Origin of the sequence: Stenotrophomonas sp. LMG 10879, assembly GCF_002750935.1 — a bacterium.
In the GTDB taxonomy this organism is placed as follows: domain Bacteria; phylum Pseudomonadota; class Gammaproteobacteria; order Xanthomonadales; family Xanthomonadaceae; genus Stenotrophomonas; species Stenotrophomonas lactitubi_B.
In genome coordinates this window covers 159,197-179,718 of the sequence record NZ_PEJT01000003.1, presented here as the reverse complement: position 1 = coordinate 179,718, position 20,522 = coordinate 159,197, and the positions used below count along the sequence as shown (strand labels likewise).

Annotated in this window: 21 protein-coding genes and 1 tRNA gene; 7 read left to right on the top strand and 15 right to left on the bottom strand. The window is 67.2% G+C overall.

The window, feature by feature from the left end:
- Positions 1-26 precede the first annotated feature (26 nt).
- From CR919_RS05815 to CR919_RS05775, 9 genes are all read right to left on the bottom strand, one after another.
- Positions 27-1,391: an aminodeoxychorismate synthase component I gene (locus tag CR919_RS05815; protein ID WP_099819203.1), complete on the bottom strand. Its 1,365-nt coding sequence runs from the start codon at positions 1,389-1,391 to the stop codon at positions 27-29.
- Positions 1,392-1,483: 92 nt separating this feature from the next.
- Positions 1,484-2,746: a beta-ketoacyl-ACP synthase II gene (gene fabF, locus CR919_RS05810; protein ID WP_099819202.1), complete on the bottom strand. Its 1,263-nt coding sequence runs from the start codon at positions 2,744-2,746 to the stop codon at positions 1,484-1,486.
- Between the two features lie 145 nt (positions 2,747-2,891).
- Complete coding sequence (gene acpP, locus CR919_RS05805) at positions 2,892-3,131, bottom strand: acyl carrier protein (RefSeq protein WP_025874077.1); 240 nt, start codon at positions 3,129-3,131, stop codon at positions 2,892-2,894.
- Between the two features lie 152 nt (positions 3,132-3,283).
- A complete protein-coding gene (fabG, locus tag CR919_RS05800; RefSeq protein ID WP_025874078.1) occupies positions 3,284-4,027 on the bottom strand; it encodes a 3-oxoacyl-ACP reductase FabG in 744 nt (247 codons plus the stop codon).
- Between the two features lie 82 nt (positions 4,028-4,109).
- On the bottom strand, positions 4,110-5,054 hold the full coding sequence (gene fabD / locus CR919_RS05795; RefSeq protein WP_099819201.1) for an ACP S-malonyltransferase: 945 nt from the start codon (positions 5,052-5,054) through the stop codon (positions 4,110-4,112).
- Positions 5,055-5,202: 148 nt separating this feature from the next.
- Positions 5,203-5,985: a hypothetical protein gene (locus tag CR919_RS05790; RefSeq protein ID WP_032977357.1), complete on the bottom strand. Its 783-nt coding sequence runs from the start codon at positions 5,983-5,985 to the stop codon at positions 5,203-5,205.
- Between the two features lie 73 nt (positions 5,986-6,058).
- Positions 6,059-7,036, bottom strand: a complete 978-nt coding sequence (locus tag CR919_RS05785) for a beta-ketoacyl-ACP synthase III (RefSeq protein ID WP_099819200.1) — start codon at positions 7,034-7,036, stop codon at positions 6,059-6,061.
- A 91-nt stretch (positions 7,037-7,127) separates the two neighbouring features.
- Positions 7,128-7,322, bottom strand: coding sequence for a 50S ribosomal protein L32 (gene rpmF / locus CR919_RS05780; RefSeq protein ID WP_025879386.1), 195 nt, complete (start codon positions 7,320-7,322; stop codon positions 7,128-7,130).
- Between the two features lie 107 nt (positions 7,323-7,429).
- Positions 7,430-7,939 carry a YceD family protein gene (locus tag CR919_RS05775; protein ID WP_099819199.1) on the bottom strand — a complete coding sequence of 170 codons (510 nt, stop codon included), beginning with the start codon at positions 7,937-7,939 and terminating at the stop codon, positions 7,430-7,432.
- 114 nt (positions 7,940-8,053) lie between these two features.
- On the opposite strand from CR919_RS05775, the gene CR919_RS05770 reads away from it, so the two are divergent.
- Positions 8,054-8,626 carry a Maf family nucleotide pyrophosphatase gene (locus tag CR919_RS05770; protein WP_099819386.1) on the top strand — a complete coding sequence of 191 codons (573 nt, stop codon included), beginning with the start codon at positions 8,054-8,056 and terminating at the stop codon, positions 8,624-8,626.
- A gap of 29 nt (positions 8,627-8,655) precedes the next feature.
- On the opposite strand, the gene CR919_RS05765 is transcribed toward CR919_RS05770, so the two are convergent.
- The gene (locus CR919_RS05765) at positions 8,656-10,497 is read right to left on the bottom strand and encodes a glycosyltransferase family 39 protein (protein WP_099819198.1); all 1,842 of its coding nucleotides are present in this window, start codon (positions 10,495-10,497) and stop codon (positions 8,656-8,658) included.
- A 44-nt stretch (positions 10,498-10,541) separates the two neighbouring features.
- On the opposite strand from CR919_RS05765, the gene CR919_RS05760 reads away from it, so the two are divergent.
- The 4 genes from CR919_RS05760 to CR919_RS05745 are packed head-to-tail and all read left to right on the top strand — an operon-like array spanning position 10,542 to position 14,908.
- The gene (locus CR919_RS05760) at positions 10,542-11,495 is read left to right on the top strand and encodes a MoxR family ATPase (RefSeq protein ID WP_099819197.1); all 954 of its coding nucleotides are present in this window, start codon (positions 10,542-10,544) and stop codon (positions 11,493-11,495) included.
- A 2-nt stretch (positions 11,496-11,497) separates the two neighbouring features.
- Entirely contained in the window at positions 11,498-12,442 is a 945-nt protein-coding gene (locus tag CR919_RS05755; RefSeq protein ID WP_099819196.1) for a DUF58 domain-containing protein, read from the top strand.
- Entirely contained in the window at positions 12,435-14,384 is a 1,950-nt protein-coding gene (locus tag CR919_RS05750; protein WP_099819195.1) for a DUF3488 and transglutaminase-like domain-containing protein, read from the top strand. The genes CR919_RS05755 and CR919_RS05750 overlap by 8 nt, the downstream gene beginning before the upstream one ends.
- Entirely contained in the window at positions 14,381-14,908 is a 528-nt protein-coding gene (locus CR919_RS05745) for a Slp family lipoprotein (protein WP_089239146.1), read from the top strand. The genes CR919_RS05750 and CR919_RS05745 overlap by 4 nt, the downstream gene beginning before the upstream one ends.
- Positions 14,909-15,067: 159 nt before the next feature.
- Here CR919_RS05745 and CR919_RS05740 read toward each other — a convergent pair whose 3' ends face one another.
- From CR919_RS05740 to dnaX, 4 genes are all read right to left on the bottom strand, one after another.
- Positions 15,068-15,427, bottom strand: coding sequence for a histidine triad nucleotide-binding protein (locus tag CR919_RS05740; protein ID WP_089239144.1), 360 nt, complete (start codon positions 15,425-15,427; stop codon positions 15,068-15,070).
- Between the two features lie 66 nt (positions 15,428-15,493).
- On the bottom strand, positions 15,494-16,093 hold the full coding sequence (gene recR, locus CR919_RS05735; protein ID WP_089239142.1) for a recombination mediator RecR: 600 nt from the start codon (positions 16,091-16,093) through the stop codon (positions 15,494-15,496).
- Positions 16,094-16,204: 111 nt separating this feature from the next.
- Entirely contained in the window at positions 16,205-16,525 is a 321-nt protein-coding gene (locus CR919_RS05730; RefSeq protein WP_025879376.1) for a YbaB/EbfC family nucleoid-associated protein, read from the bottom strand.
- Between the two features lie 6 nt (positions 16,526-16,531).
- A complete protein-coding gene (dnaX, locus tag CR919_RS05725; protein ID WP_099819194.1) occupies positions 16,532-18,625 on the bottom strand; it encodes a DNA polymerase III subunit gamma/tau in 2,094 nt (697 codons plus the stop codon).
- A 122-nt stretch (positions 18,626-18,747) separates the two neighbouring features.
- Between dnaX and CR919_RS05720 the strand changes: the two genes are divergently transcribed.
- Positions 18,748-18,840 (top strand) — tRNA-Ser (locus CR919_RS05720).
- A gap of 277 nt (positions 18,841-19,117) precedes the next feature.
- On the opposite strand, the gene CR919_RS05710 is transcribed toward CR919_RS05720, so the two are convergent.
- Positions 19,118-19,972, bottom strand: a complete 855-nt coding sequence (locus CR919_RS05710) for an isocitrate lyase/phosphoenolpyruvate mutase family protein (RefSeq protein WP_099819192.1) — start codon at positions 19,970-19,972, stop codon at positions 19,118-19,120.
- 63 nt (positions 19,973-20,035) lie between these two features.
- Between CR919_RS05710 and CR919_RS05705 the strand changes: the two genes are divergently transcribed.
- Complete coding sequence (locus CR919_RS05705; RefSeq protein WP_099819191.1) at positions 20,036-20,479, top strand: GNAT family N-acetyltransferase; 444 nt, start codon at positions 20,036-20,038, stop codon at positions 20,477-20,479.
- Positions 20,480-20,522: the final 43 nt, after the last annotated feature.

The following is a 20,522-nucleotide window of genomic DNA, read 5'->3' as shown; positions in this document are numbered from 1 at the left end:
GGGCCATGCCCGGCGGCGGCAATCGATCAACCCTGCTGCCCAAGCGCCCGCAGCAGGCCACGCGCCTTGGCCCGGGTTTCGTCCAGCTCCTTGTCCGGGTCCGAGTCGACCACGATGCCGGCACCGGTACGGAAGCTGACCTCGTTGCCATCCACTTCGGCGGTACGGATCAGGATGTTCAGGTCTAGGTCGCCATCGCGGTTCAGCCAGCCGAACGCACCGGTGTACGCGCCGCGCGGCACCTGCTCCAGCTCGCTGATGATCTGCATGCAGCGCACCTTTGGACAGCCGGTGATGGTGCCCCCAGGGAAGGTGGCAGCGATCACTTCGCCCGGGGTCACGTCCGCGCGCAGATGGCCGCTGACGTTGCTGACGATGTGGTGCACGTGCGCGTAGCTTTCCACGGTCATCAGCTCGTCCACGACGACCGTGCCGGGCAGGCAGATGCGGCCCAGGTCGTTGCGCTCCAGGTCGATCAGCATCACGTGCTCGGCGCGCTCCTTGGGATGGCCGACCAGCTCCTGGATGCGTGCGGCATCGTCGTCGCCCTCGAAGCGCGGGCGGGTGCCGGCGATCGGGCGGGTCTGCGCGTGGCCGCCGTGCACCGAGACCAGCCGTTCCGGCGACGAGCTGACCACATGCCGGCCATGCGCACTGAACAGGCCGGCAAACGGCGCCGGATTGGCGCGTCGCAGCTGCGCGTACAGCGCCTGCGGACTGACCGCCGTGGCGAACTGCGCGCTCCAGCGCCGCGACAGGTTCACCTGGAACACATCGCCGGCGCGCAGGTACTCGATCACCCGGCGCACGCCATCGGTGAAGCGCTGCGGCTCGTCTTCGCTGACCGATTGCGGCGGTTGCCAGCCCTGCCCGGCCTGCGGCAGTTCGCCGGCCACCAAGGCGACCAGCGTGTCCAGCAGCGCCTGCTCGCCCGCTTCGGCAATGAGGAAGCTGGTGTCGGTCTGGTGGTCATGCAGCACGGCGGCCGGGCAGCGCAGGGCGAGCGCGGTCGGGTGACCGTCATCGCGCGCGCGCGCCGGCAGCACCGGTTCGACCTGGCTGGCCACTTCGTAGTCCAGCATCAGCGCCCAGCCACCCCGGAACGGCAGCGCGTGGCCGCCGTCGTGCGGCAGCCGCTGCGCCTGCCATGCGCGGTCCAGCGCTTGCAGGAAACTGCCGGGCTGCACCGCACCGTGCTGGTCGCGCACCTGGCCATCGGCGTCCAGCTGCAGGGTGTCACCCTGCGCGGCCAGCAGCAGGCTCCAGCGGCCCTGGGCGGTACCCGAGGCGGTGGACTCCATCAGCAGCGGGAAACGCGCCGGGTCGCGCTGCTGCAGGGCCAGCAGGTCGATCGGGTGTGGCAGCGGATGGATCAGCGGGGCGTGGGTCATGGCGGCCAGTTCGGGAGACGGATACACGGAAGCCGCCTTGCGGCGGCCTCGTGGTTGGCGGAGTCGAGCCTGGCTCGACGCTGCCGGTGCGATCAGACGCGCTTGAAGATCAGCGTGCCGTTGGTGCCGCCGAAGCCGAAGCCATTGGACATCACCACGTCGACCTTGGCCTGGCGTGCTTCGTTGGGCACGTAGTCCAGATCGCAGCCTTCGCCCGGCTGCTGCAGGTTGATGGTCGGCGGAATCACGTTGTCGCGCATTGCCAGCACCGAGAAGATCGCTTCCACGCCGCCGGCAGCGCCGAGCAGGTGGCCGGTCATCGACTTGGTGGAGCTGACCATCATCTTGTAGGCGTGGTCGCCGAAGGCGGTCTTCATCGCCATGGTCTCGCCGAGGTCGCCCAGCGGGGTCGAGGTGCCATGTGCGTTGAGGTAGCCGACCTGCTCCGGGGTGACACCCGCATCCTTCATGGCCATGGCCATGCAGCGCGCAGCGCCTTCGCCGTTCTCGCTCGGCGCGGTCATGTGGTACGCGTCGGAGCTGGCGCCGAAACCGGCCAGCTCGCAGTAGATCTTCGCGCCACGGGCCTTGGCGTGCTCGTACTCTTCCAGGATCAGGATGCCGGCGCCGTCGCCCAGCACGAAGCCGTCACGGTCCTTGTCCCACGGGCGCGAGGCCTGTTCCGGGGCGTCGTTGCGGGTGCTCATCGCCTTCATCGCGCAGAAGCCGCCCAGCGCCGTCGGCGAGGAACCGCGTTCGGCACCGCCGGCCACCATCACGTCCGCATCGCCGTACTGGATCATGCGCATGGCGGTGCCGATGGAATGGTTGGAGGTGGCGCACGCCGAGACCGCCGAGAACGACGGGCCCTTCAGGCCGCTGATGATGCTCAGCTGGCCCGGCAGCATGTTGATGATGGTCTTGGGCACGTAGAAGGGAGAGATCTTCTTCCCCTCGTGGAACTCGATGGTCTGCTCTTCGATGCCGAGCAGGCCGCCGATGCCGGCGCCAACGATGGCGCCAATGCGGTCGGCGTTGGCGTCGGTGATCTCCAGGCCCGAATCATGCAGGGCCATGAAGGCGGCACCGAGGCCGTAATGGATGAACGGGTCCATCTTCTTGGCATCCTTGCCGCTGACCCGGTACTTGCCGAACAGTTCGTTGTCGGCGGTGATGTCAAAGCCTTTGACCTCACCTGCGATCTTGGTGGTAAACCGTTCCAGGTAGGCATCAGAAACGTTGGTCAGCGGACCGATGCCCGAACGACCGTGGGTGATGCCTTCCCAGCTGCTGGCCAGATCATTGCCCAACGGCGAGACCATACCCAGGCCGGTTACGACGACGCGACGCTTCATTGCTGATTCTCCTGACCCGAACGTTCTTTGCGGGTAACGCGGTTTACTTCGGTGTGGTACGCAAACACACGGGGCCGCAAACAGCGGCCCCATGGGGTGTCGTGCGCGGCCAGCTCGACGCCCGCGCGCGCACTGACGTCCTGCATCAGGCCTTGACGTGGGCCGTGATGTAGGTGATCGCAGCCTGCACGGTGCTGATCTTCTCGGCTTCTTCGTCCGGGATCTCGCACTCGAATTCTTCTTCCAGCGCCATCACCAGCTCGACGGTGTCCAGCGAGTCAGCGCCCAGGTCATCGACGAACGATGCGCTGTTGGTGACTTCTTCTTCCTTGACGCCAAGCTGTTCGATGACGATTTTCTTGACGCGTTCTTCGATGGTGCTCATGGGATATCGCTCCAGATGGAGTAGTGGTTCAAAAGTGGTCGCCATCAAAGGCGATGGCCGTGGGATAGTGTAGTGGAAACCGGCGTGACCTTGCATTGCAGCAAAAATCCTCGCAGATCAACCACTTGCGGCGCGATCCCTGCGCCCCTTGCTTACGGCATGTACATGCCGCCGTTCACATGGAGAGTTTCGCCGGTGATGTAGCCGGCAGCCGGGCTGGCCAGGAAGGCCACCGCGTGGGCGATGTCCTCCGGAGAACCCAGGCGTTCGAGGGCGATGTCGCCGATCAGCGCGGTACGCGCCTCTTCCGGCAGTGCCTTGGTCATGTCGGTGTCGATGAAGCCCGGCGCGACCACATTGACGGTGACGCCGCGCGAGCCGATTTCCTTGGCCAGCGACTTGGAGAAACCGATGATGCCGGCCTTGGCGGCGGCGTAGTTGGCCTGGCCGGCGTTGCCGGTCACGCCCACCACCGAGGCGATGTTGATGATGCGGCCCTTGCGCGCCTTCATCATGCCGCGCATGACCGCCTTGCTGGTGCGGAACACGCTGGTCAGGTTGGTGTCGATGATCGACGCCCAATCGTCTTCCTTCATGCGCATCAGCAGGTTGTCGCGGGTGATGCCGGCGTTGTTGACCAGGATCGAGATCGGGCCGAATTCCTTGGCGATGCCGTCAAGCACGGCGTCGAGCGCGGCAGCGTCGGTGACGTTCAGCGCACGGCCGTGACCGCCGTGGGCGGCCAGGCGCTCGCCGATCGCGGCGGCGCCGGAATCGGTGGTGGCGGTGCCGATGACGGTGGCGCCCTGGGCGGCCAGCAGATCGGCGATGGCGGCACCAATGCCACGGCTGGCACCGGTAACCAGTGCGATTTCACCCTGCAGGGGCTTGCTCATGATGTTTTCCTCAGGCTGGGGCGGCCGCCGCACCCGTGCCGCTTGCAGCGGCCACCGGCGCGGTCGGCAGGAACAGGGGCAATCAGGCCGACCACGTCTCGCGGGCGGTTTCGAAGTCGCCCGGGGTGGCCAGGGAACGGCCGTCGATGGCCTTGTCGATGCGCTTGACCAGGCCGGTCAGCACCTTGCCCGGACCGCACTCGGCGATCTGGGTGACGCCACGGGCGGCCAGGGCCTGCACGCAGCCGGTCCACTGCACGGGCTGGTACAGCTGCTGCACCAGCGCGGCGCGGATCGCGTCCACGCCGTCGTGCACCTTGGCGTCGACGTTCTGCACCACCGGCAGCTGCGGCAGCTGCCAGGACAGGCCGGCCATCACTTCGGCCAGGCGGTTGGCGGCTTCGCGCATCAGCGGGGTGTGCGAGGGCACGCTGACGGCCAGCTTGACCGCCTTGCGCACGCCCTTCTCGGCCAGCAGCGCCAGCGCACGGTCGACCGCGGCAGCGTCGCCGCCGATCACGATCTGGCCCGGCGAGTTGAAGTTGGCCGGAACCACCACCTGGCTGCCGGCGGCTTCCGCGCAGACGTCCAGCACCAGCTGGTCTTCGGCGCCGAGCACGGCGGCCATGGCGCCGACACCGGCCGGCGCGGCGTCCTGCATCAGCTGGCCGCGCAGGCGTACCAGGTGCGCACCGTCGTGCAGGCTGAGGGCGCCAGCGGCGACCAGGGCGGTGTACTCGCCCAGGCTGTGGCCAGCCAGAACCGACGGACGCGGACCGCCCACGGCGTTCCAGGCGCGCCACGCGCCGATGCTGGCGGCCAGCAGGGCCGGCTGGGTGTATTCGGTACGGTTGAGCATTTCCTCCGGGCCACCCTGGGACAACGCCCACAGGTCGACGCCGGCACCATCGGATGCCTCGGTGAAGGCCTCACGCACCTGCGGGTGCAGTTCGGCCAGCTCGGCCAGCATGCCCACAGACTGCGAGCCCTGACCGGGGAAGACAAAAGCGAGGGTGGATAGGGTCACGCGGTCATCCGCTTGTTGCAATCGAAGCGGGCCATGATAAGGGGGAACATGCCGTGTCGTCTGTACGTGCGCGTATGCACGGCGTATGGATCATGGGCGGGGTCGGCTCCCTTTTCCTGCGGAAAAGGGCTCTGACCCCTGTCCGCAATCAGCAGAGCAGCTGCAGGATGTCCAGCTCGCCGTCGGCAAACCAGTCCATGCACAGGCCGACCACCATCAGCAGGCCCAGCGTGGTGGCGCCGTGGGTGATGAAAATGGAGTGGGCCAGCGCACGCGCCGAGCGCCCCAGCTTCATGCACACCCGCGCCAGGCGCTGCAGGCGGCCACTGACGGCATGCACGTGCGCACGCACCGGTGCCTGCACCCCGTTCATCGCCTCGGCCATCATCGCCTGCAGGCTTTCGGGGCGGTCGGCGTAGTACTTGGCCACGCCGTAACCGAACATCAGCCAGTCACGCGCCTGTGCCTCGGCCAGGTCCATGACTTCCAGCGGATCTTCTTCGAAGTCGATGAAACCGACGTTCTGGCCATCCCAGGTGAGGTTGCGCGGCAGCGGCTGGCCGAAATAGGCGCCACGCGCGTGCGCTTCGGCAATGGCCTGCATCGCTGCAGCCACGAGGCGATCGCGGCCGGCATCGTCGGCCTCGCGCAGGCAGGTATTGAACGAGCTGCCATTGTCGCCGATCACCAGCGCGGCATGGCCGCTGCCGATCACCGCGGGAACATTCACCCCCTGCGCCTGCAGTTCGGCCAGCCGGCGGGCCTCGGTTTCGCGCGCGGCGTCGCCACCGCGGTGCGGCGGCGGGCGCAGGGCATCGAGATGGAACCGGCGGGCAACAAAATTGAGCAGGCCCAGGGCCACTGCTCGGCTTCCTTCGCCGTACTGCTTCAGCCAGGCGCGTTGCCCTTCGATGACGATGGGCTCAACCATGACAGTCTCCTTTAACGCATTACGGCCCCAGAGGGGCCGTAACGACGGTTTCACGTTGTCGTAACTCGCACTATCAATAGCGCAGCAGTGCCGAACCCCACGTGAAGCCACCACCGAATGCTTCCAGCAGCAGCAGCTGGCCGCGCTCGACCCTGCCGGAACGCACAGCCGCATCCAGCGCCAGCGGCACCGAGGCGGACGAGGTATTGCCGTGCTTGTCGACAGTGACCACGACCTGGTCCATGGACATCTCCAGCCGCTTGGCGGTGGCCTCGATGATGCGCAGGTTGGCCTGGTGCGGGATCAGCCAGTCCAGGTCGGACTTGGTCAGACCGTTGGCGTCCAGGGTTTCGTCCACGACCGAGTCCAGCGCCTTGACGGCGTACTTGAACACGTCGTTGCCCTTCATGTTGATGGTGCCGCCACCGTTGTTGCCTTCACCGAAACCGACCGAGACGCCGACCGGGTTCCACAGCAGCTCTTTCTTGCTGCCATCCGAATGCAGGTGGGTGCTGAGGATGCCGGTTTCTTCGTCGGCCTTGAGCACGACGGCGCCCGCGCCATCACCGAACAGCACGCAGGTGGTGCGGTCTTCCCAGTCGACGATGCGGGTCAGGGTTTCCGCGCCGATCACCAGCACATGGCGGGCATCACCGGAACGGATGAATTTGTCAGCCACGCTGAGCGCGAACACGAAGCCCGAGCAGGCCGCGTTGACGTCGAAAGCGGGGCAGCCGCTCACACCGAGCTTGGCCTGGATCAGGCACGCGGTGGAGGGGAAGATCAGATCAGGAGTGGTCGTGCCGACCACGATCATGTCGAGCTGCGACGCGTCGATACCGGCCGCTTCGATCGCACGCAGCGCGGCCTGGTAGCCGAGATCGCTGGTGGTTTCGCCTTCGGCAGCGATGTGCCGTTCACGGATACCGGTGCGCGTCTGGATCCACTCGTCCGAGGTCTCGACCATTTTTTCCAGGTCGGCGTTGGTCAGGACTTTTTCCGGCAAATAGCTACCGGTGCCCGCGATCCTCGAGTAGATCCGCTTGCTCATCATGTTTCCTGTTGCACGAGCCGCCGTTCACCGGCGTGCCCGGGAAAGAAGGCGAAGGCCGCTGCCCAGCGGGCAGCGACCTTCCGGCACATCAGTCTTCCTGGACAGCGGAAGACTTGGTCTGGATGACCTTCTTGCCGCGGTAGAAACCGTCAGCAGTGATGTGGTGACGCAGATGCACTTCGCCGGTGGTCGGGTCGGTCGACAGCTGCTTGGCGCTCAGGGCGTCATGCGAACGACGCTGGCCACGACGGGACGGGGTAACACGGGATTTCTGGACAGCCATGGGATTGCTCCAAACTCGGTTCGTTTTGCTTCGTCGTTTCGTCGCACAGGACGCCAGCGTCCAGCACACTTTTCACTTTCGCCGCAGCCGCCGACGACAACCGGCTGCTATTGTTTCTTCAATGCCGCCAACGCCGCAAACGGGTTGGCCTTTTCAATCTCTTCTTCGGTCGGTGCCCAGTCCTTGTCGACTGCCTCACCATCCGGCGACAGGGGTACCACCGGTACCGCCAGCACCAGCTCGTCCTCGACCAGGTCCAACGGACGCAGCTGGCCATCTTCCGGCACGAGCAACGCCTCGTATTCCTCCGGCAAGGACGATTCCTCGTCTTCGTCGCGGATCAGGCCAAGCCTCTGGGTCATCTTCACCGGCAGCAGGAAGCGCTGCATGCTGCGCTGACAGGTCAGCGGCAACGCGGTATCGATGCTGAGTTCCACATAGGATACCCGCAAGATCTCGTCGCGACCGAATTCGAGCGAGTAATTACACTCGCCTTCGGTATCTGCGACAAGCCCCTGCAGGCGAGTCAATTCAGCCAGGGAGACCTGACCGTCGAAGCGCCTTCGCGCCACGACCATCCGCCAGGCATCCAGCGTTTCGGGTACGTTCGCGGACATAAGCCGCCGAATATTAAGGATCGGCAGGTCGCGTGTCAAATGACTGCCATGAAAGGCTTGCTGTGGCTGGCTGTGCCGGGCCAGACTGCCGCGCCCCGCTCCCGGAATTCCCGCATGCCTGCCCTGGTCCTGGCCTCCACCTCCCGCTACCGCCGCGACCTGCTGGAACGGCTGGGGTTGCCCTTCGACTGCGCACGCCCGCAGGTGGATGAGACCCCGCAAGCCAATGAGGCCCCGCTGGCGCTGGCGGCACGCCTGGCCAGCGCCAAGGCGGCCGAGGTGGCCGTCCGCCATCCCGGCAGCTGGGTGATCGGCTCGGACCAGGTGGCGGACCTGAACGGTCAGCCGCTGGGCAAGCCGGGCAGGGTCGAGGCGGCGTGCGCGCAGCTGGCGGCCATGTCCGGGCAGACGGTGCGCTTCCACACGGCCATCAGTCTCACCCGCGACGGAGAATCCTTCACGGCAATGGACTTGACCCAGGTGCGCTTCCGCGCGCTGCAGGCGCCGGAGATCGCCCGCTACGTGGCCATCGAGCAGCCGCTGGACTGCGCCGGCAGCTTCAAGTGCGAAGGCCTGGGCATCAGCCTGTTCGAGGCCATCGACAACCGCGACCCGACGGCGCTGATCGGGCTGCCATTGATCGCATTGTGCGGATTGCTGCGCCAGGCCGGATTCTCGGTGCCGTAACCCCGGCCCGTGACACGGGGCACGCTGCCTCAGCGTTTTTCCACCACGAACGGCTGCTCCTGCCACGGCTCCACACTGCCGTCGCGACCATGCAGGCGCAGGCCCAGCCAGTGCTTTCCCGGCGCCAGCGTCGTGGTATCGAGCGTTGCATCGAAGCCGACAGCCGGATGTTGCGGATCGGTGCTGTGCGGCCAGGCATGGCGGATATCGAACACCCGCCCGTAGGTGGCATCGCCGATCGAGCGACCATCCACCAGCACTTCCACCCGCGACAGGCCGACACCTTCCTTGAACGCCCAGCCCTTGATCGCCAGCGTGCCGCTCACCACGTCGCCATTGGAAGGGGCGTCCAGCCAGGCCAGTGCGGGTGCCACGCATGGACCCTGCGCGCGCTGCACCGGCAGGCGGAACAACAGGAAACGCTGGAATCCGTGGTCGTTGCTGACCACGCGCGGTGGCGGCAGCGGCCCGACCTGTTCGCAGATCGCGTGATAGCGGGTGAGCAGATCGCGGAAACGCTGATCACTGGGCGACAGCACCAGCAGCATCGGCACGTCGCGCTCGCCCTCATGCACCAGGTTCCATTGCGCCAGCTGCGCGGTACGGCCGTGCTTGTCGTTGAGCGGATGCGGCAGCACGTCGATGTCACCGCGGCCCAGCTGGAAGCCCAGTTCGGCGCCCACCTTGAAGTTGCCGGCCAGCACGCGGCTGCCTTCAGGCATCTGCTGCAGTTCTTCGCGGACCGCAGCTGCCAGCGGCTGCCAGCCGGCGAAGTTGCGCGGGTAGTACTTGTCGCCGGCCAACTGCTCGCGCAGCGATGACGAGGACGCCATCAGGTAATAGCCGAAGGCCAGCACCATGCCCAGCCCGGCCAGCCACCAGCCGGTACGCCGCAACCAGCGCGGCCAGCCGTTGAGGATCACCGGCACCGCCACCAGCAGGGCCAGGTAGCCCGGCAGCGGCCAATGGAAGCTGATGCGCTCGACGTCGGTGAAGAAGCCCAGTGCGAAGATGCCCAGCGTCGACACACCACCGACCAGGCCGAAATAGCGCCACTGCACGCGCGCACCGCCGCCACTGCGGGTACCGGCCAGCGCCACCTTCCACATCGCGATGCACAGGATGGGCGTGACCAGCATCGGCTGGATCACCAGGAACCACAGGCCGCGCCACTCGAACGCCCACGGATGACGCTCGACCACCTGGAACTTCAGGCCGGCATCGTGATTGTCGGCATTCCAGGCCAGCAGCGGCAGCCATGCCAGTACGCCAACAGCCAGGGCCACCCAGACGCGCGGATCGGTCAGCATGCGCCGGCCCTGCGGCAGCGCCAGCAGGGCAATGAAGCCGACGCCGATCACACCGATGAAGCGATAGTGGCTGAGCGCGCCGATCAGCAGACCCAACGCCAGTTTCACCGCCGAAGACGCGTCGACGTTGCGCAGCAGGCGTGCGCCAGCATCCAGGCACAGCACGGCTGCCAGCGCCATCGGCACATCAGGTACGGCCAGCAGGCCCAGCGTTGCCGACAACGGCATCAGCAGCGTCAAGCTGCCGGCCTGCCACCCCGCAACATTGCCGAACCAGCGCGCCGCAATGCGCGATACCAGCAGCGGCAGCACTGCGCCAATGGCCAGGAACGGCAGGCGCAGCGCAAGCACATGCTGGCCGCCAAGCTCCACACCCAACCGGGTCAACCAGGCCGTCAGCCCCGGCAGATCCGAATAGGCTGCAGCCAGATGCTGGCCTTCCTGCCAGTAGAACGCCTCATCGACGAACAACGGCAGGCGTGCGGCCACGACCAGCTTGGCCGCTGTGACGAGCGTCCATAACCAGAGAAAAATCGTACGTGCGCGCTGTTCGCCCTGCATTGCTCTATGGATAGAATCGACCGGTTACCGAACTTGAGACGACCATGACAGCTTCGTCCCCCATGCCCAGCATGCTAACCGATCAACTGCGTCAGTCCCTGCGCAATGCGCAGGACCAGGTCAATGCACTGGTGCTGGGCAAGGTGCAGGAGGTTCGACTGGCGTTTGTGGCCCTGCTGTCTGGCGGTCACCTGCTGATCGAAGACCTGCCCGGCCTCGGCAAGACCACGCTGGCCCATGCCCTGGCCAGCAGCCTGGGGCTGAGCTTCCAGCGCGTGCAGTTCACCTCCGACCTGCTACCGGCCGACGTACTCGGCGTATCGGTGTATGACGCCGGCAGCCGCCAGTTCCAGTTCCATCCGGGGCCGGTCTTCACCCACGTGCTGCTGGCCGACGAGATCAACCGGGCGCCGCCGCGCACGCAGAGCGCGCTGCTGGAAGCGATGGCCGAGCAGCAGGTCACCCTCGACGGTCAAACTCATGTCCTGCCTGATCCGTTCTTCGTGATCGCCACGCAGAACCCGGTGGATCTGTCGGGCACGTTCCCACTGCCCGATTCGCAGCTGGATCGTTTCCTGCTGCGGCTGGCGATGGGCTATCCCAGCGCACAGGCGGAACGTGAGCTGCTGCGCGGCAGTGATCGCCGCGACCTGATCGCCCGCGCGCTGCCGCAGCTGGATGACACCCAGGTACGTGCACTGCGTGAGGCGGTCGGCCAGGTGCATGTCAGCGACGCGCTGGTGGACTACGTGCAGGCCCTGCTGACCCGCAGCCGCCAGCATGCCGGCGTACGCGTGGGATTGTCGCCGCGCGCCGGCCTGGCTCTGCTGCGCGCGGCCAAGGCACATGCGCTGCTGCTCGGCCGTGGCCACGTGGTACCCGAAGACGTGCAGACGCTGTTCGTAGCGGTGGCTGGCCATCGCCTGGTGGGTGAAGCCGAGTCGAGCTCGGGGCCGACGCTGGCACGCGCGATCCTGCAGACCGTCGCGGTCGATTGAAGATGGCATCGCATGTCCGGCGACTGTTGCAGCTGGCACGCCCGCGCATGCCGGAGTCGTTGCCGCAACGGCTGGACCGACGGCGCATCTACGTGCTGCCGACCCGCTTCGGCCTGTTTGTGGCCTGCCTGCTGGTGGCGATGCTGCTGGGCGCGCTGAACTACAACAACAACCCTGCGCTGTTGCTGGCGCTGCTGTTGGCAGCGGCCGCGATCGCCAGCGCCATCGCCGCGCACCTGCAGTTGTCGGGCGTGCAGATCGACGCGATCTCCGCCGAACCGCTGCCGGCCGGGCAACCGCTGCGCCTGCGCGTGGACCTGTCGCTGCGCGACCCGCGAGCGCGCCATGGGCTGCACCTGCAACTGGGCGACAGCGAGGCGTGGCTCGACCTGGCCGCACACGGCCGCGGTGAAGCCGAGCTGGAAGTGCCCAGCGAACGCCGTGGCTGGCTGGAACTGCCGCGCATCCGCCTGTCCACCACCCAACCGCTGGGCCTGGTCAGGGCGTGGTCATGGGTGTGGCCGGAAGAACCCCTGCTGGTCTACCCGCTGGCCGAAGCGAAGGCGCCGCCGTTGCCGCAGCAGGGCAGCGATCCCCTGCACACCCGCGCCCATGCCAATGGCGAGGAACTGCATCAGCTGCGTCCGTATCGCGCGGGAGATCCACCGCGCAGCATTGCCTGGAAACACTCCGCGCGCCGCGACACGCTGCTGGTACGCGAATACGAGAAGCCGATAGGCATCGAAGTGGTGCTGGACTGGCGCGCGCTGGCCCCCTTGGGCCAGGAGGCCCGCATCGCGCGGCTGGCACGCTGGGTGGACAGCGCCGAGCGCGAAGGCCGTCGCTACACGCTGCTGCTGCCGATGCAGCCGCCGATCGGCCCCGGCCAGGGCGCCAGCCACCACCATCTGTGCCTGCGCGCGCTGGCGTTGCTTCCCCATGACTGAGCCTGCCCTGCTGCTGGACCGCAACACCCGCACGTGGACGCTGGCCAGCGCCGCACTGGCCCTGTTGCCACTGCTGCTGCAGCTGCCCACCACATTGGCCGCGTTGATCGCCATGGCAGCGGTCGGCACTGCAGCACTGTCGCAGCGCGGCGTGCTGCCGATGCCGGTGCGCGTGCTGCTGGTGCTGGGCATGCTGGCCGCCATCGTCTGGCAGATGGGAGCGGTGCGCCCGGGCCGGGATACCGGCTGCGCGTTGTTGGCGGCGATGCTGGCGATCAAGTCCAGCGAGCTGCGCACCCTGCGCGATGCACGCAGCCTGCTCGGCTTTGCCCTGTTTTCACCGTTTGCGGCCTTCCTGCTCGACCAGGGGCCGCTGACCACCGTGCTCGCCATGCTCGCCGGCGTCAGCGCCCTGATTGCGCTGCAGCGGCTGGCGCAGGGTGAAGGCCGCAGTACGCCACCGCCGCTGTCCGCGCAGTTGCGTGGCGTCGGTCGCCTGCTGCTGATCGGCCTGCCGCTGGCGTTGGCCAGCTTCTGGCTGTTCCCACGATTGGCCACGCCGCTGTGGGGCATACCCGAACGCGCCGTCGGTACGCCGGGGCTGTCGGACACTATGCAGCCGGACCAGTGGCTGGATCTGATGGCCGACGACACCCCGGCTCTGCGGGCGCAGTTCTTCGGCGCGGTTCCAGCGCCGGCGCAGCGCTACTGGCGCGGGCCGGTACTGACGCAGTTCGACGGGCATGTCTGGCGACGCGACCGCCGTACCGACCGTTTGCCACCTGCCGTCGTGGAACACGGCACGGAGGGCTGGGACTACCAGATCGATTACGAGCCCACCGACCGTCGCCAGCTGGTCGCGCTGGATCTGCCCAGCGCCGCACCGGAAGGCAGCCGGCTTGATGCCGACCTGAGCCTGAGCAGCGACCGCCCGTTGTCCGCGTTGAGCCGCTGGCGCCTGCACTCGGCCCCACCGCAGCGCTTCGATGCCACGCTGTCGACGTACCAGCGCCGCGCTGCGCTGCAGCTGCCGGAAGGCTTCAACCCGCGCACGGCAACCCTGGCCCGCCAGTGGCGGCAGGACGCGGGAAGCGATGATGCAGCAGTGGTCCGTCGCGCCCTGGCGTGGATCACCGCGGATTTTTCGTACACGCTGGCGACACCGGCTCCCGGGCGTGATCCTGTCGATGCCTTCCTGTTCGACTACAAGGCCGGCTACTGCCAGCATTTCAGCTCTGCCTTCGTGGTGCTGATGCGCAATGCCGGCATTCCGGCGCGGGTGGTCACCGGGTTCGCCGGCGGCACGCGCAACCGGATCGGCGACTACTGGGTGCTGCGGCGGATGGACGCCCACGCCTGGGCCGAAGTGTGGCTGCCGCAACGCGGCTGGGTGCGCATCGACCCGACAGCGGCCGTGGCACCCGAGCGCATCCTGGACACGCTTGACGACCGCCTGCAGGCCGGCGCCGATACCGGGCTGCAGCAGCGCTGGCTGCAGCTGGGCCAGGTCGGCGACTGGATGCGCAGGGGCTGGAACGAACTGGTGCTGTCCTTCGACGCGCGCCGCCAGCAGCAGCTCCTGCAACCGTTCGGGCTGGACGACCTGCAGCCGGGACAGCTGCTGGCTGGCTTCGTGATGGCGGTGTCGCTGGCGCTGGGGTGGATGGCGTGGCTGCTGGCCCGTGGCGAACGCGAGCGCGACCCGCTGCTGCGCGCCTGGCACCGGCTGGGGCAGCGCTATGCGCGGCTGGGGCTGGGCCGCGAACCGCACGAGCCCGCCCTGCACTGGGCGCGGCGGGTCCACGCGCAGCGCCCCGACCCGGCCCTCATCACACTCAGCCAGCGTTTCGCTGATGCACGCTACGCTGGCACTTGTACCGAGCTCGCCCCATTATTGCGGGACCTGCGCAGGCATCGCCCGACTTCCGGAGCCTCCCCATGAATACCAAGTTCCTCCTCACCGCCGTGGCCGCCCTGGCCCTGTCGGCCTGCGCCACGGCCCCCAAGCCGCTGCAGGGACAATTCAGCCTGGTTTCCCCGCGCGACTCGGTTGCCACCCAGCAGGTCGGCACGCCGGTGCGCTGGGGTGGCCGGATCATCGAAACCAAGCCCGGCCAGGGCGAGACCTGCTTCCAGATCATCTCGCGCCCGCTCAACGGCAGTGGCCGCCCGAACACCACCTCCTCCGATGCCAGTGACGGCCGCTTCATCGCCTGCCGCGCCGGCTTCTACGACCCGGCCGTGTTCGAAGCCGGCCGCGACGTGACCTTCATCGGCAAGATCGACGGCTACGCCAACACCCGCATCGGTGATTACGACTACCGCCTGCCGAAGCTGGCGGCCGACGTGATCTACCTGTGGCCGGAACAGCGCCAGGTCGATGTGGTGCCCTACCCTTACGGACCGTGGGGCCCGGGTCCCTATGGCCCGTACTGGGGCGGTTACCGCGGCTGGGGCTGGTGGTAGTCCAGGCCCGCTACGCATGATGCAGAAGGCCGCCCCATGGGGCGGCCTTTTTTCATCCATGCATGGTGCGGGTCTGCTCGGGGCGATGTTGCATTGCGACGATTTTTATCCACGCATGGCGTGGATCTACTTTATCCACGCCATGCGTGGACGGCTGCGTCAACGCCCCGGTGTGCCGAAGTGACCCAGCGGCGCGCCCGCCAGCAGATGCATGTGGATATGGAACACGGTCTGCCCGGCATCTTCGCGGCAGTTCATCACGATGCGGTAGCCGTCCTGCGCGAAGCCTTCCTGCCGCGCGTACTCGGCGGCGGCCAGGGCCAGCTTGCCGATCAGGTGCGCCTGCGACGGCTGCAGGTCATCCAGGGTCGGGATGATCTCGTTCTTCGGAATGAACAGCACGTGCACCGGCGCCTGCGGCGCGATGTCCTTGAACGCCAGCACGTCCTCGTCTTCATAGACGATGGTGGCCGGGATCTCGCGACGGATGATCTTGCTGAAGAGGGTTTCGCTGCTCATGGTCGGCCTCGGCGGGGGTTTTCCCGCATTGTAGGCCGGTAACGCCGGGGCATGCCCGGCATCGACTCAATCGCGCACTTCGCTGCGGGTGCCGAACGCATGCGACAGCGTGCCGCGATCGACGTACTCCAGCTCACCGCCGAGGGGCAGGCCCTGGGCCAGTCGACTCGGCCGCACCTGGCGGGCGCGCGCCAGCTGCGCGAGGTAGTGCGCGGTGGCTTCGCCTTCGACGGTAGCGCTGGTGGCGATGATCAGCTCCTGCACTTCCGCTTCGGCCAGACGCTGTTCCAGCTGCTCCAGACCCAGCTCGCGCGGCCCGATGCCATCCAGCGGCGACAGCCGCCCCTGCAGCACGAAGTAGACGCCGCGATAGCCGGTGGCGTTCTCGATCGCCAGGCGGTCAGCCGGTGATTCCACCACGCACAACTGGCTGCGCTCGCGGCTGCCATTGGCGCAGGTCGGGCACAGCTCGGTTTCACTGAAGTCGCGGCACTGCGCACAGTGACCGATGCGTTCGACCGCCTCTGCCAGCGTCCCGGCAAGGCGTTTGCCACCTTCGCGCTCGCGTTCGAGCAGGTGGTAGGCCATGCGTTGTGCCGTCTTCTGGCCAACGCCAGGCAGCACCCGCAGTGCATCGATCAGTTGTTCAAGCAGCGGTGCGGACACGGCGGTGTGTTCTGTAGAGCCGAGCGCGCTCGACTGGAAATTGCGGACAGCCGAGCACGCTCGACGCTGCACGGTGGGTGGCACCCGGCGGTGCGGGTGCCACGCAGGACATCAGAACGGCATCTTCATGCCCGGCGGCAGCTGCATGCCGGCGGTGGCCGAACCCATCTTCGACTTCGACTCGGCGTCGATCTTGTTGGACGCATCGTTGAAGGCGGCGGCGATCAGGTCTTCCAGCATCTCCGGATCGCTGGCCAGCGACGGATCGATGCGCACCTTGCGGCACTCCTTCGCACCGGTCAGGGTGACACTGACCATGCCGCCACCGGCGCTGCCGGTCACTTCGATCTTGGCGATTTCTTCCTGGGCCTTCTGCAGGTTTTCCTGCATCTTCTGGGCCTGCTGCATCAGTTGGGCGATATTGCCGCGCATGTCGTCTTACTCGTCAAAAGAACGGATGGAATCGGAAACAACCCGGGCGCCGTGCTGCTGGATCAGCAGCTGGACTTCCGGATCGTCCATGAAAATGGCCTCGGCAGCCTGCTGCCGCTCGCCACGCTGGCGGTCGGCACGCTGGTGCAGGGTCTCGGCCGGGACCTGCTCGGTTTCCACGGTTTCGACCACGATCTTCAGCGCGTGACCGAGGGACTTTTCCAGCACCTCGCCCAGCGCTGCCAGCGCGCGCTCGGAACGCAGGTACTCAAATCCGGGCGAAAGGCCCAGTTTCAAGACCCCCTGCTGGCAACTGATGAAGGCCGCATTGGCTGCAAGCTGTCGCGATGGACCGCTCAGGCCACTGTTGGCAACCAGGTCGAGCCAGTCCTCGGCACAGGCAAGCTCGCTGATGCTGCCCGCCGCAGCGCGGTCGGAAGCGACAACCTCGACGGCCGGGGCGATCGGGATGCCTTCGGCACGGAACGGACGCTCCGGCACGGCAGCAGCCTCTGCAACCGGCTGCGGCGCCGGCACTGGCGGCTCGTGCCACGGGGCGACCATGGCCGCGTCGGGCGTCGCCATCTCGGCCGCCAGCGCTTCATCGCGCGCGCCAGCCTCGTCGGTCGCCCACGGCGGCAGGTCGTCCGCCTCGGCGGGTGCCTTGGGCGTGGCTGCCTCGGCAGCCAGCTGCGTCTTCATCGGCAGGGGTGACCCGGGTTCTTCGACCGGAACCGGTTCAGGTTCAGGGGTCGGATCCGGTTCCGGGGTCGGCTCGGGTTCCGGCTCGGGTTCGCGCTGTGGTGCCGGGGTCGGCGTCTGTGCGATGGCCTCTGCCAGCACCGGTGCCGAGGCCTGGGCGACGGCTGCGGCTTCTGGCGCCGCAGCAGCCGCCGTGGCAGCGCCTTCGTGGCTGCCAGCAACGCTGCCCCCGGTCTGGCCCGTACCGGTCGGTGCGCTGCCACCGGAGGATTCCGGAGTGCGCGGCACCGACGGCACCGCAGCCGCTGGGCGGAACGCCAGCATGCGCAGCACGGCCATTTCAAAGCCGGCGCGCGGGCTGGGCGCCAATGGCAGATCGCGACGACCGTTCAGGGCCATCTGATACCAGAGCTGGACCACTTCCGGGCGCAGGCGCTCGGCAAACACGCTGGCATCCAGTCCTTCGGCAGCGGCGGACGCGCCCGGCACCAGTTGCTGCACCTGGATGCGGTGCAGGCCCTCGGCCAGCGCATCAAGCACGCCGCTCCAGTCCGGCGAGAACTCGGCCAGCGCCGCTACCACCTGCAGCAGGCGCGGGCCATCGCCTTCGGCCAAGGCATCGAGCATGGCCGCCACCTGGGTACGGTCGACCGTGCCCAGCATGGTGCGCACCACGTCCTCGCGCAGCGCACCGCCGGCGTAGGCAATGGCCTGGTCGAGCAGCGACAGGCCGTCACGCAGGCTGCCGTCGGCGGCCTTGGCCAGCTGCACGATGGCGGTCGGGTCCGACTCGATCTCCTCGGCGGTGAGGATGCGGGTCATCTGCCCCTGGATCTGATCTTCATCCAGGCGCTTGAGGTTGAACTGCAGGCAGCGGCTGAGCACGGTGACCGGCAGCTTCTGCGGGTCGGTGGTGGCCAGCAGGAACTTCACATGCTCCGGCGGCTCTTCCAGCGTCTTCAGCAGCGCATTGAACGCGGCCTTGGACAGCATGTGCACTTCGTCGATCAGGTACACCTTGTACTTGCCACGCGAGGGCATGTACTGGGCGTTCTCGATCACCTCGCGCACATCGTCCACGCCGGTATTGGACGCGGCATCGATTTCCAGCAGGTCGATGTAGCGACCGGCGTCGATGTCCAGGCAGGCCGCACACTGGCCGCAGGGATCGGCACTGGTGCCCTGCTCGCAGTTCAGCGATTTGGCGAAGATGCGCGCGATCGTGGTCTTGCCCACGCCGCGGGTACCGGTAAACAGGAACGCATGGTGGACCCGGCCGCTGTCCAGCGCATTGCTGAGCGCACGGACCACGTGTTCCTGGCCCACCAGCTCGGCAAAACGCTTCGGACGCCACTTGCGGGCAAGGACGAGATAGGACATCAGGCCACCGTCTTCCATCGGATGTTCCATTGTGCCACGCCTGTCCAGCCCTCTCGCCCTGCAAACCAGTGCTTGTGTCCTGCCGCTGCGCCCGCTAGAATCTGCGCCCCTGCTGAGGCGTTTGCCGATGGCAGGGATCCGGAGAGGTGTCCGAGTGGTTGAAGGAGCACGCCTGGAAAGTGTGTAAGCGTCTAAACCGCGCTTCGGGGGTTCGAATCCCCCTCTCTCCGCCAGATAACTGAAAAAGGCTGCCCGAAAGGGCAGCCTTTTTCAGTTATCTGGCGCGGGACGCGAAGTGCGCTGCGCGCGCTTCGCCCCAGACGTTGCTGCGCAACGTCCGGGCCCCTCCCTTTGCCTGCCTCTCCCCGCCCCTGTCGGGGCAGCCCCTCAACAGAGGGGCTTGCTCCTCCAGATGCATCAGTAGATCCACGCCATGCGTGGATGCCTCGGCCCGGTCGAGGCGACTACCCGCCCATGCCCAGCCTCCCGCTGCCCCCGTCCCCAGCGCCCTCACCTTTCGCTGAACAGCTGGTTCAAGGCCGCATACCCCGGCGCCCCCTCCGGCATCGCCATCGCGTCGCCGAGAAAATCCGTGGTCGCCGCGGCCATCGCCGCCCATGCATGCATGAACAACGCCGGCCCTGCGCTCAGCCGCCGTACGCCGGCCTGCGACAGTGCAGCAAACGATGCCATCCCCGGCAGCCACATCAGGTTGAGAGGCAGCGGCACGGCGCCGGCAATCGCCGCCGCCTCGTCCAGCGCGCGCAGTCCCGGCACGAAGCCGCCGTCGGCACCGGCACGTGCATAGGCCTGCAGCCGATCGATGCTCATCCCGACGGCCTCCTCACCTTCGGCGAGGCCGCGCAGATAAACGTCAGTGCGCGCATTGATGAACAGTGGTCGCCCGCCCAGCGCAGAACGGATGGCGCTGATCTTGGCCACCAGCGCCGCAGGGCTGCCGGCGCCGTCTTCGATGTTGATCCCGACCACACCCGCATCGACCAGGCGCAGCACCCTCGCAGCGACCACGTCGGGCGCATCGCTGTAGCCATCCTCGATATCGACCGTGACCGGCAGCGAGGTCACACCCACAATTTCGGAAATCCGCTGCAGCAGCGCAGTATCAGGCAGCGCACCGCCATCGGCATGACCGCAGGACCACGCCATCGCAGCACTCGATGTTCCCACCGCGAGCGCCCCCTGCTGCTGGACCAGGCGGGCGCCACCGGCATCCCATACGTTGGGCAGCACGTAAAGATCGGCGCCTTGGTGGAGTTTTACGAAACTGGCATGAGCATTCGACATGGAACCTCCTGATGACGGGGACCTGCAGTCTGCGCCCGAACCGGTTTCCGGGCTCGCCATGTTCGGACATCAATGGCACGGACCTCGCGCACAATGTGCCCGCCACCACGATGACGTTTCTTCATGACACCCCGCCCCTACCACTGCAGCGACATCACCGCCTGCCTGTCGATCTTCGACAGCAACGTGCCCACCTACTTCGCCCCCCAGGAGCGAGGAGACTTCGAGCGCTTCCTGCACGAACATGCCGCACAGTGCGCATTCCAGGTGATCGAGGTCGATGGCCAGGTGGTGGCCTGTGGTGGTCTCTGGAACTGCGGCGAAGGCAGCACCAGCTTCTGCTGGGGCATGGTTGAACGAAGTCGCCACAGACAGGGGCTGGGACGCACGCTGGCAGTGGCCCGGCTGCATCAGGCTGACACAGACCCGTCGATCCAGCGCATCACGCTCAGTACCAGCCAGCACACGCAGGGCTTCTATGCCGGCCTCGGCTTCCAGGTGGTACGCGTGGTGGCCGACGGCCACGGCGCCGGGATCGACGCCGTGGAGATGGAGCGGGTGCTGTAGCTTCCCGCTCCCGACGGATCCACGCAGGGCGTGGATCTACCGT

What these genes read in the sequence shown, in the direction of transcription:
- CR919_RS05815 (WP_099819203.1), bottom strand. Translation starts at nt 1,391, where the DNA reads ATGACCCACGCCCCGCTGATCCATCCGCTGCCACACCCGATCGACCTG.
- fabF (WP_099819202.1), bottom strand. Translation starts at nt 2,746, where the DNA reads ATGAAGCGTCGCGTCGTCGTAACCGGCCTGGGTATGGTCTCGCCGTTG.
- acpP (WP_025874077.1), bottom strand. Translation starts at nt 3,131, where the DNA reads ATGAGCACCATCGAAGAACGCGTCAAGAAAATCGTCATCGAACAGCTT.
- fabG (WP_025874078.1), bottom strand. Translation starts at nt 4,027, where the DNA reads ATGAGCAAGCCCCTGCAGGGTGAAATCGCACTGGTTACCGGTGCCAGC.
- CR919_RS05790 (WP_032977357.1), bottom strand. Translation starts at nt 5,985, where the DNA reads ATGGTTGAGCCCATCGTCATCGAAGGGCAACGCGCCTGGCTGAAGCAG.
- CR919_RS05785 (WP_099819200.1), bottom strand. Translation starts at nt 7,036, where the DNA reads ATGAGCAAGCGGATCTACTCGAGGATCGCGGGCACCGGTAGCTATTTG.
- rpmF (WP_025879386.1), bottom strand. Translation starts at nt 7,322, where the DNA reads ATGGCTGTCCAGAAATCCCGTGTTACCCCGTCCCGTCGTGGCCAGCGT.
- CR919_RS05775 (WP_099819199.1), bottom strand. Translation starts at nt 7,939, where the DNA reads ATGTCCGCGAACGTACCCGAAACGCTGGATGCCTGGCGGATGGTCGTG.
- CR919_RS05770 (WP_099819386.1), top strand. Translation starts at nt 8,054, where the DNA reads ATGCCTGCCCTGGTCCTGGCCTCCACCTCCCGCTACCGCCGCGACCTG.
- CR919_RS05765 (WP_099819198.1), bottom strand. Translation starts at nt 10,497, where the DNA reads ATGCAGGGCGAACAGCGCGCACGTACGATTTTTCTCTGGTTATGGACG.
- CR919_RS05760 (WP_099819197.1), top strand. Translation starts at nt 10,542, where the DNA reads ATGACAGCTTCGTCCCCCATGCCCAGCATGCTAACCGATCAACTGCGT.
- CR919_RS05755 (WP_099819196.1), top strand. Translation starts at nt 11,498, where the DNA reads ATGGCATCGCATGTCCGGCGACTGTTGCAGCTGGCACGCCCGCGCATG.
- CR919_RS05750 (WP_099819195.1), top strand. Translation starts at nt 12,435, where the DNA reads ATGACTGAGCCTGCCCTGCTGCTGGACCGCAACACCCGCACGTGGACG.
- CR919_RS05745 (WP_089239146.1), top strand. Translation starts at nt 14,381, where the DNA reads ATGAATACCAAGTTCCTCCTCACCGCCGTGGCCGCCCTGGCCCTGTCG.
- CR919_RS05740 (WP_089239144.1), bottom strand. Translation starts at nt 15,427, where the DNA reads ATGAGCAGCGAAACCCTCTTCAGCAAGATCATCCGTCGCGAGATCCCG.
- CR919_RS05730 (WP_025879376.1), bottom strand. Translation starts at nt 16,525, where the DNA reads ATGCGCGGCAATATCGCCCAACTGATGCAGCAGGCCCAGAAGATGCAG.
- dnaX (WP_099819194.1), bottom strand. Translation starts at nt 18,625, where the DNA reads ATGGAAGACGGTGGCCTGATGTCCTATCTCGTCCTTGCCCGCAAGTGG.
- CR919_RS05710 (WP_099819192.1), bottom strand. Translation starts at nt 19,972, where the DNA reads ATGGCGAGCCCGGAAACCGGTTCGGGCGCAGACTGCAGGTCCCCGTCA.
- CR919_RS05705 (WP_099819191.1), top strand. Translation starts at nt 20,036, where the DNA reads ATGACACCCCGCCCCTACCACTGCAGCGACATCACCGCCTGCCTGTCG.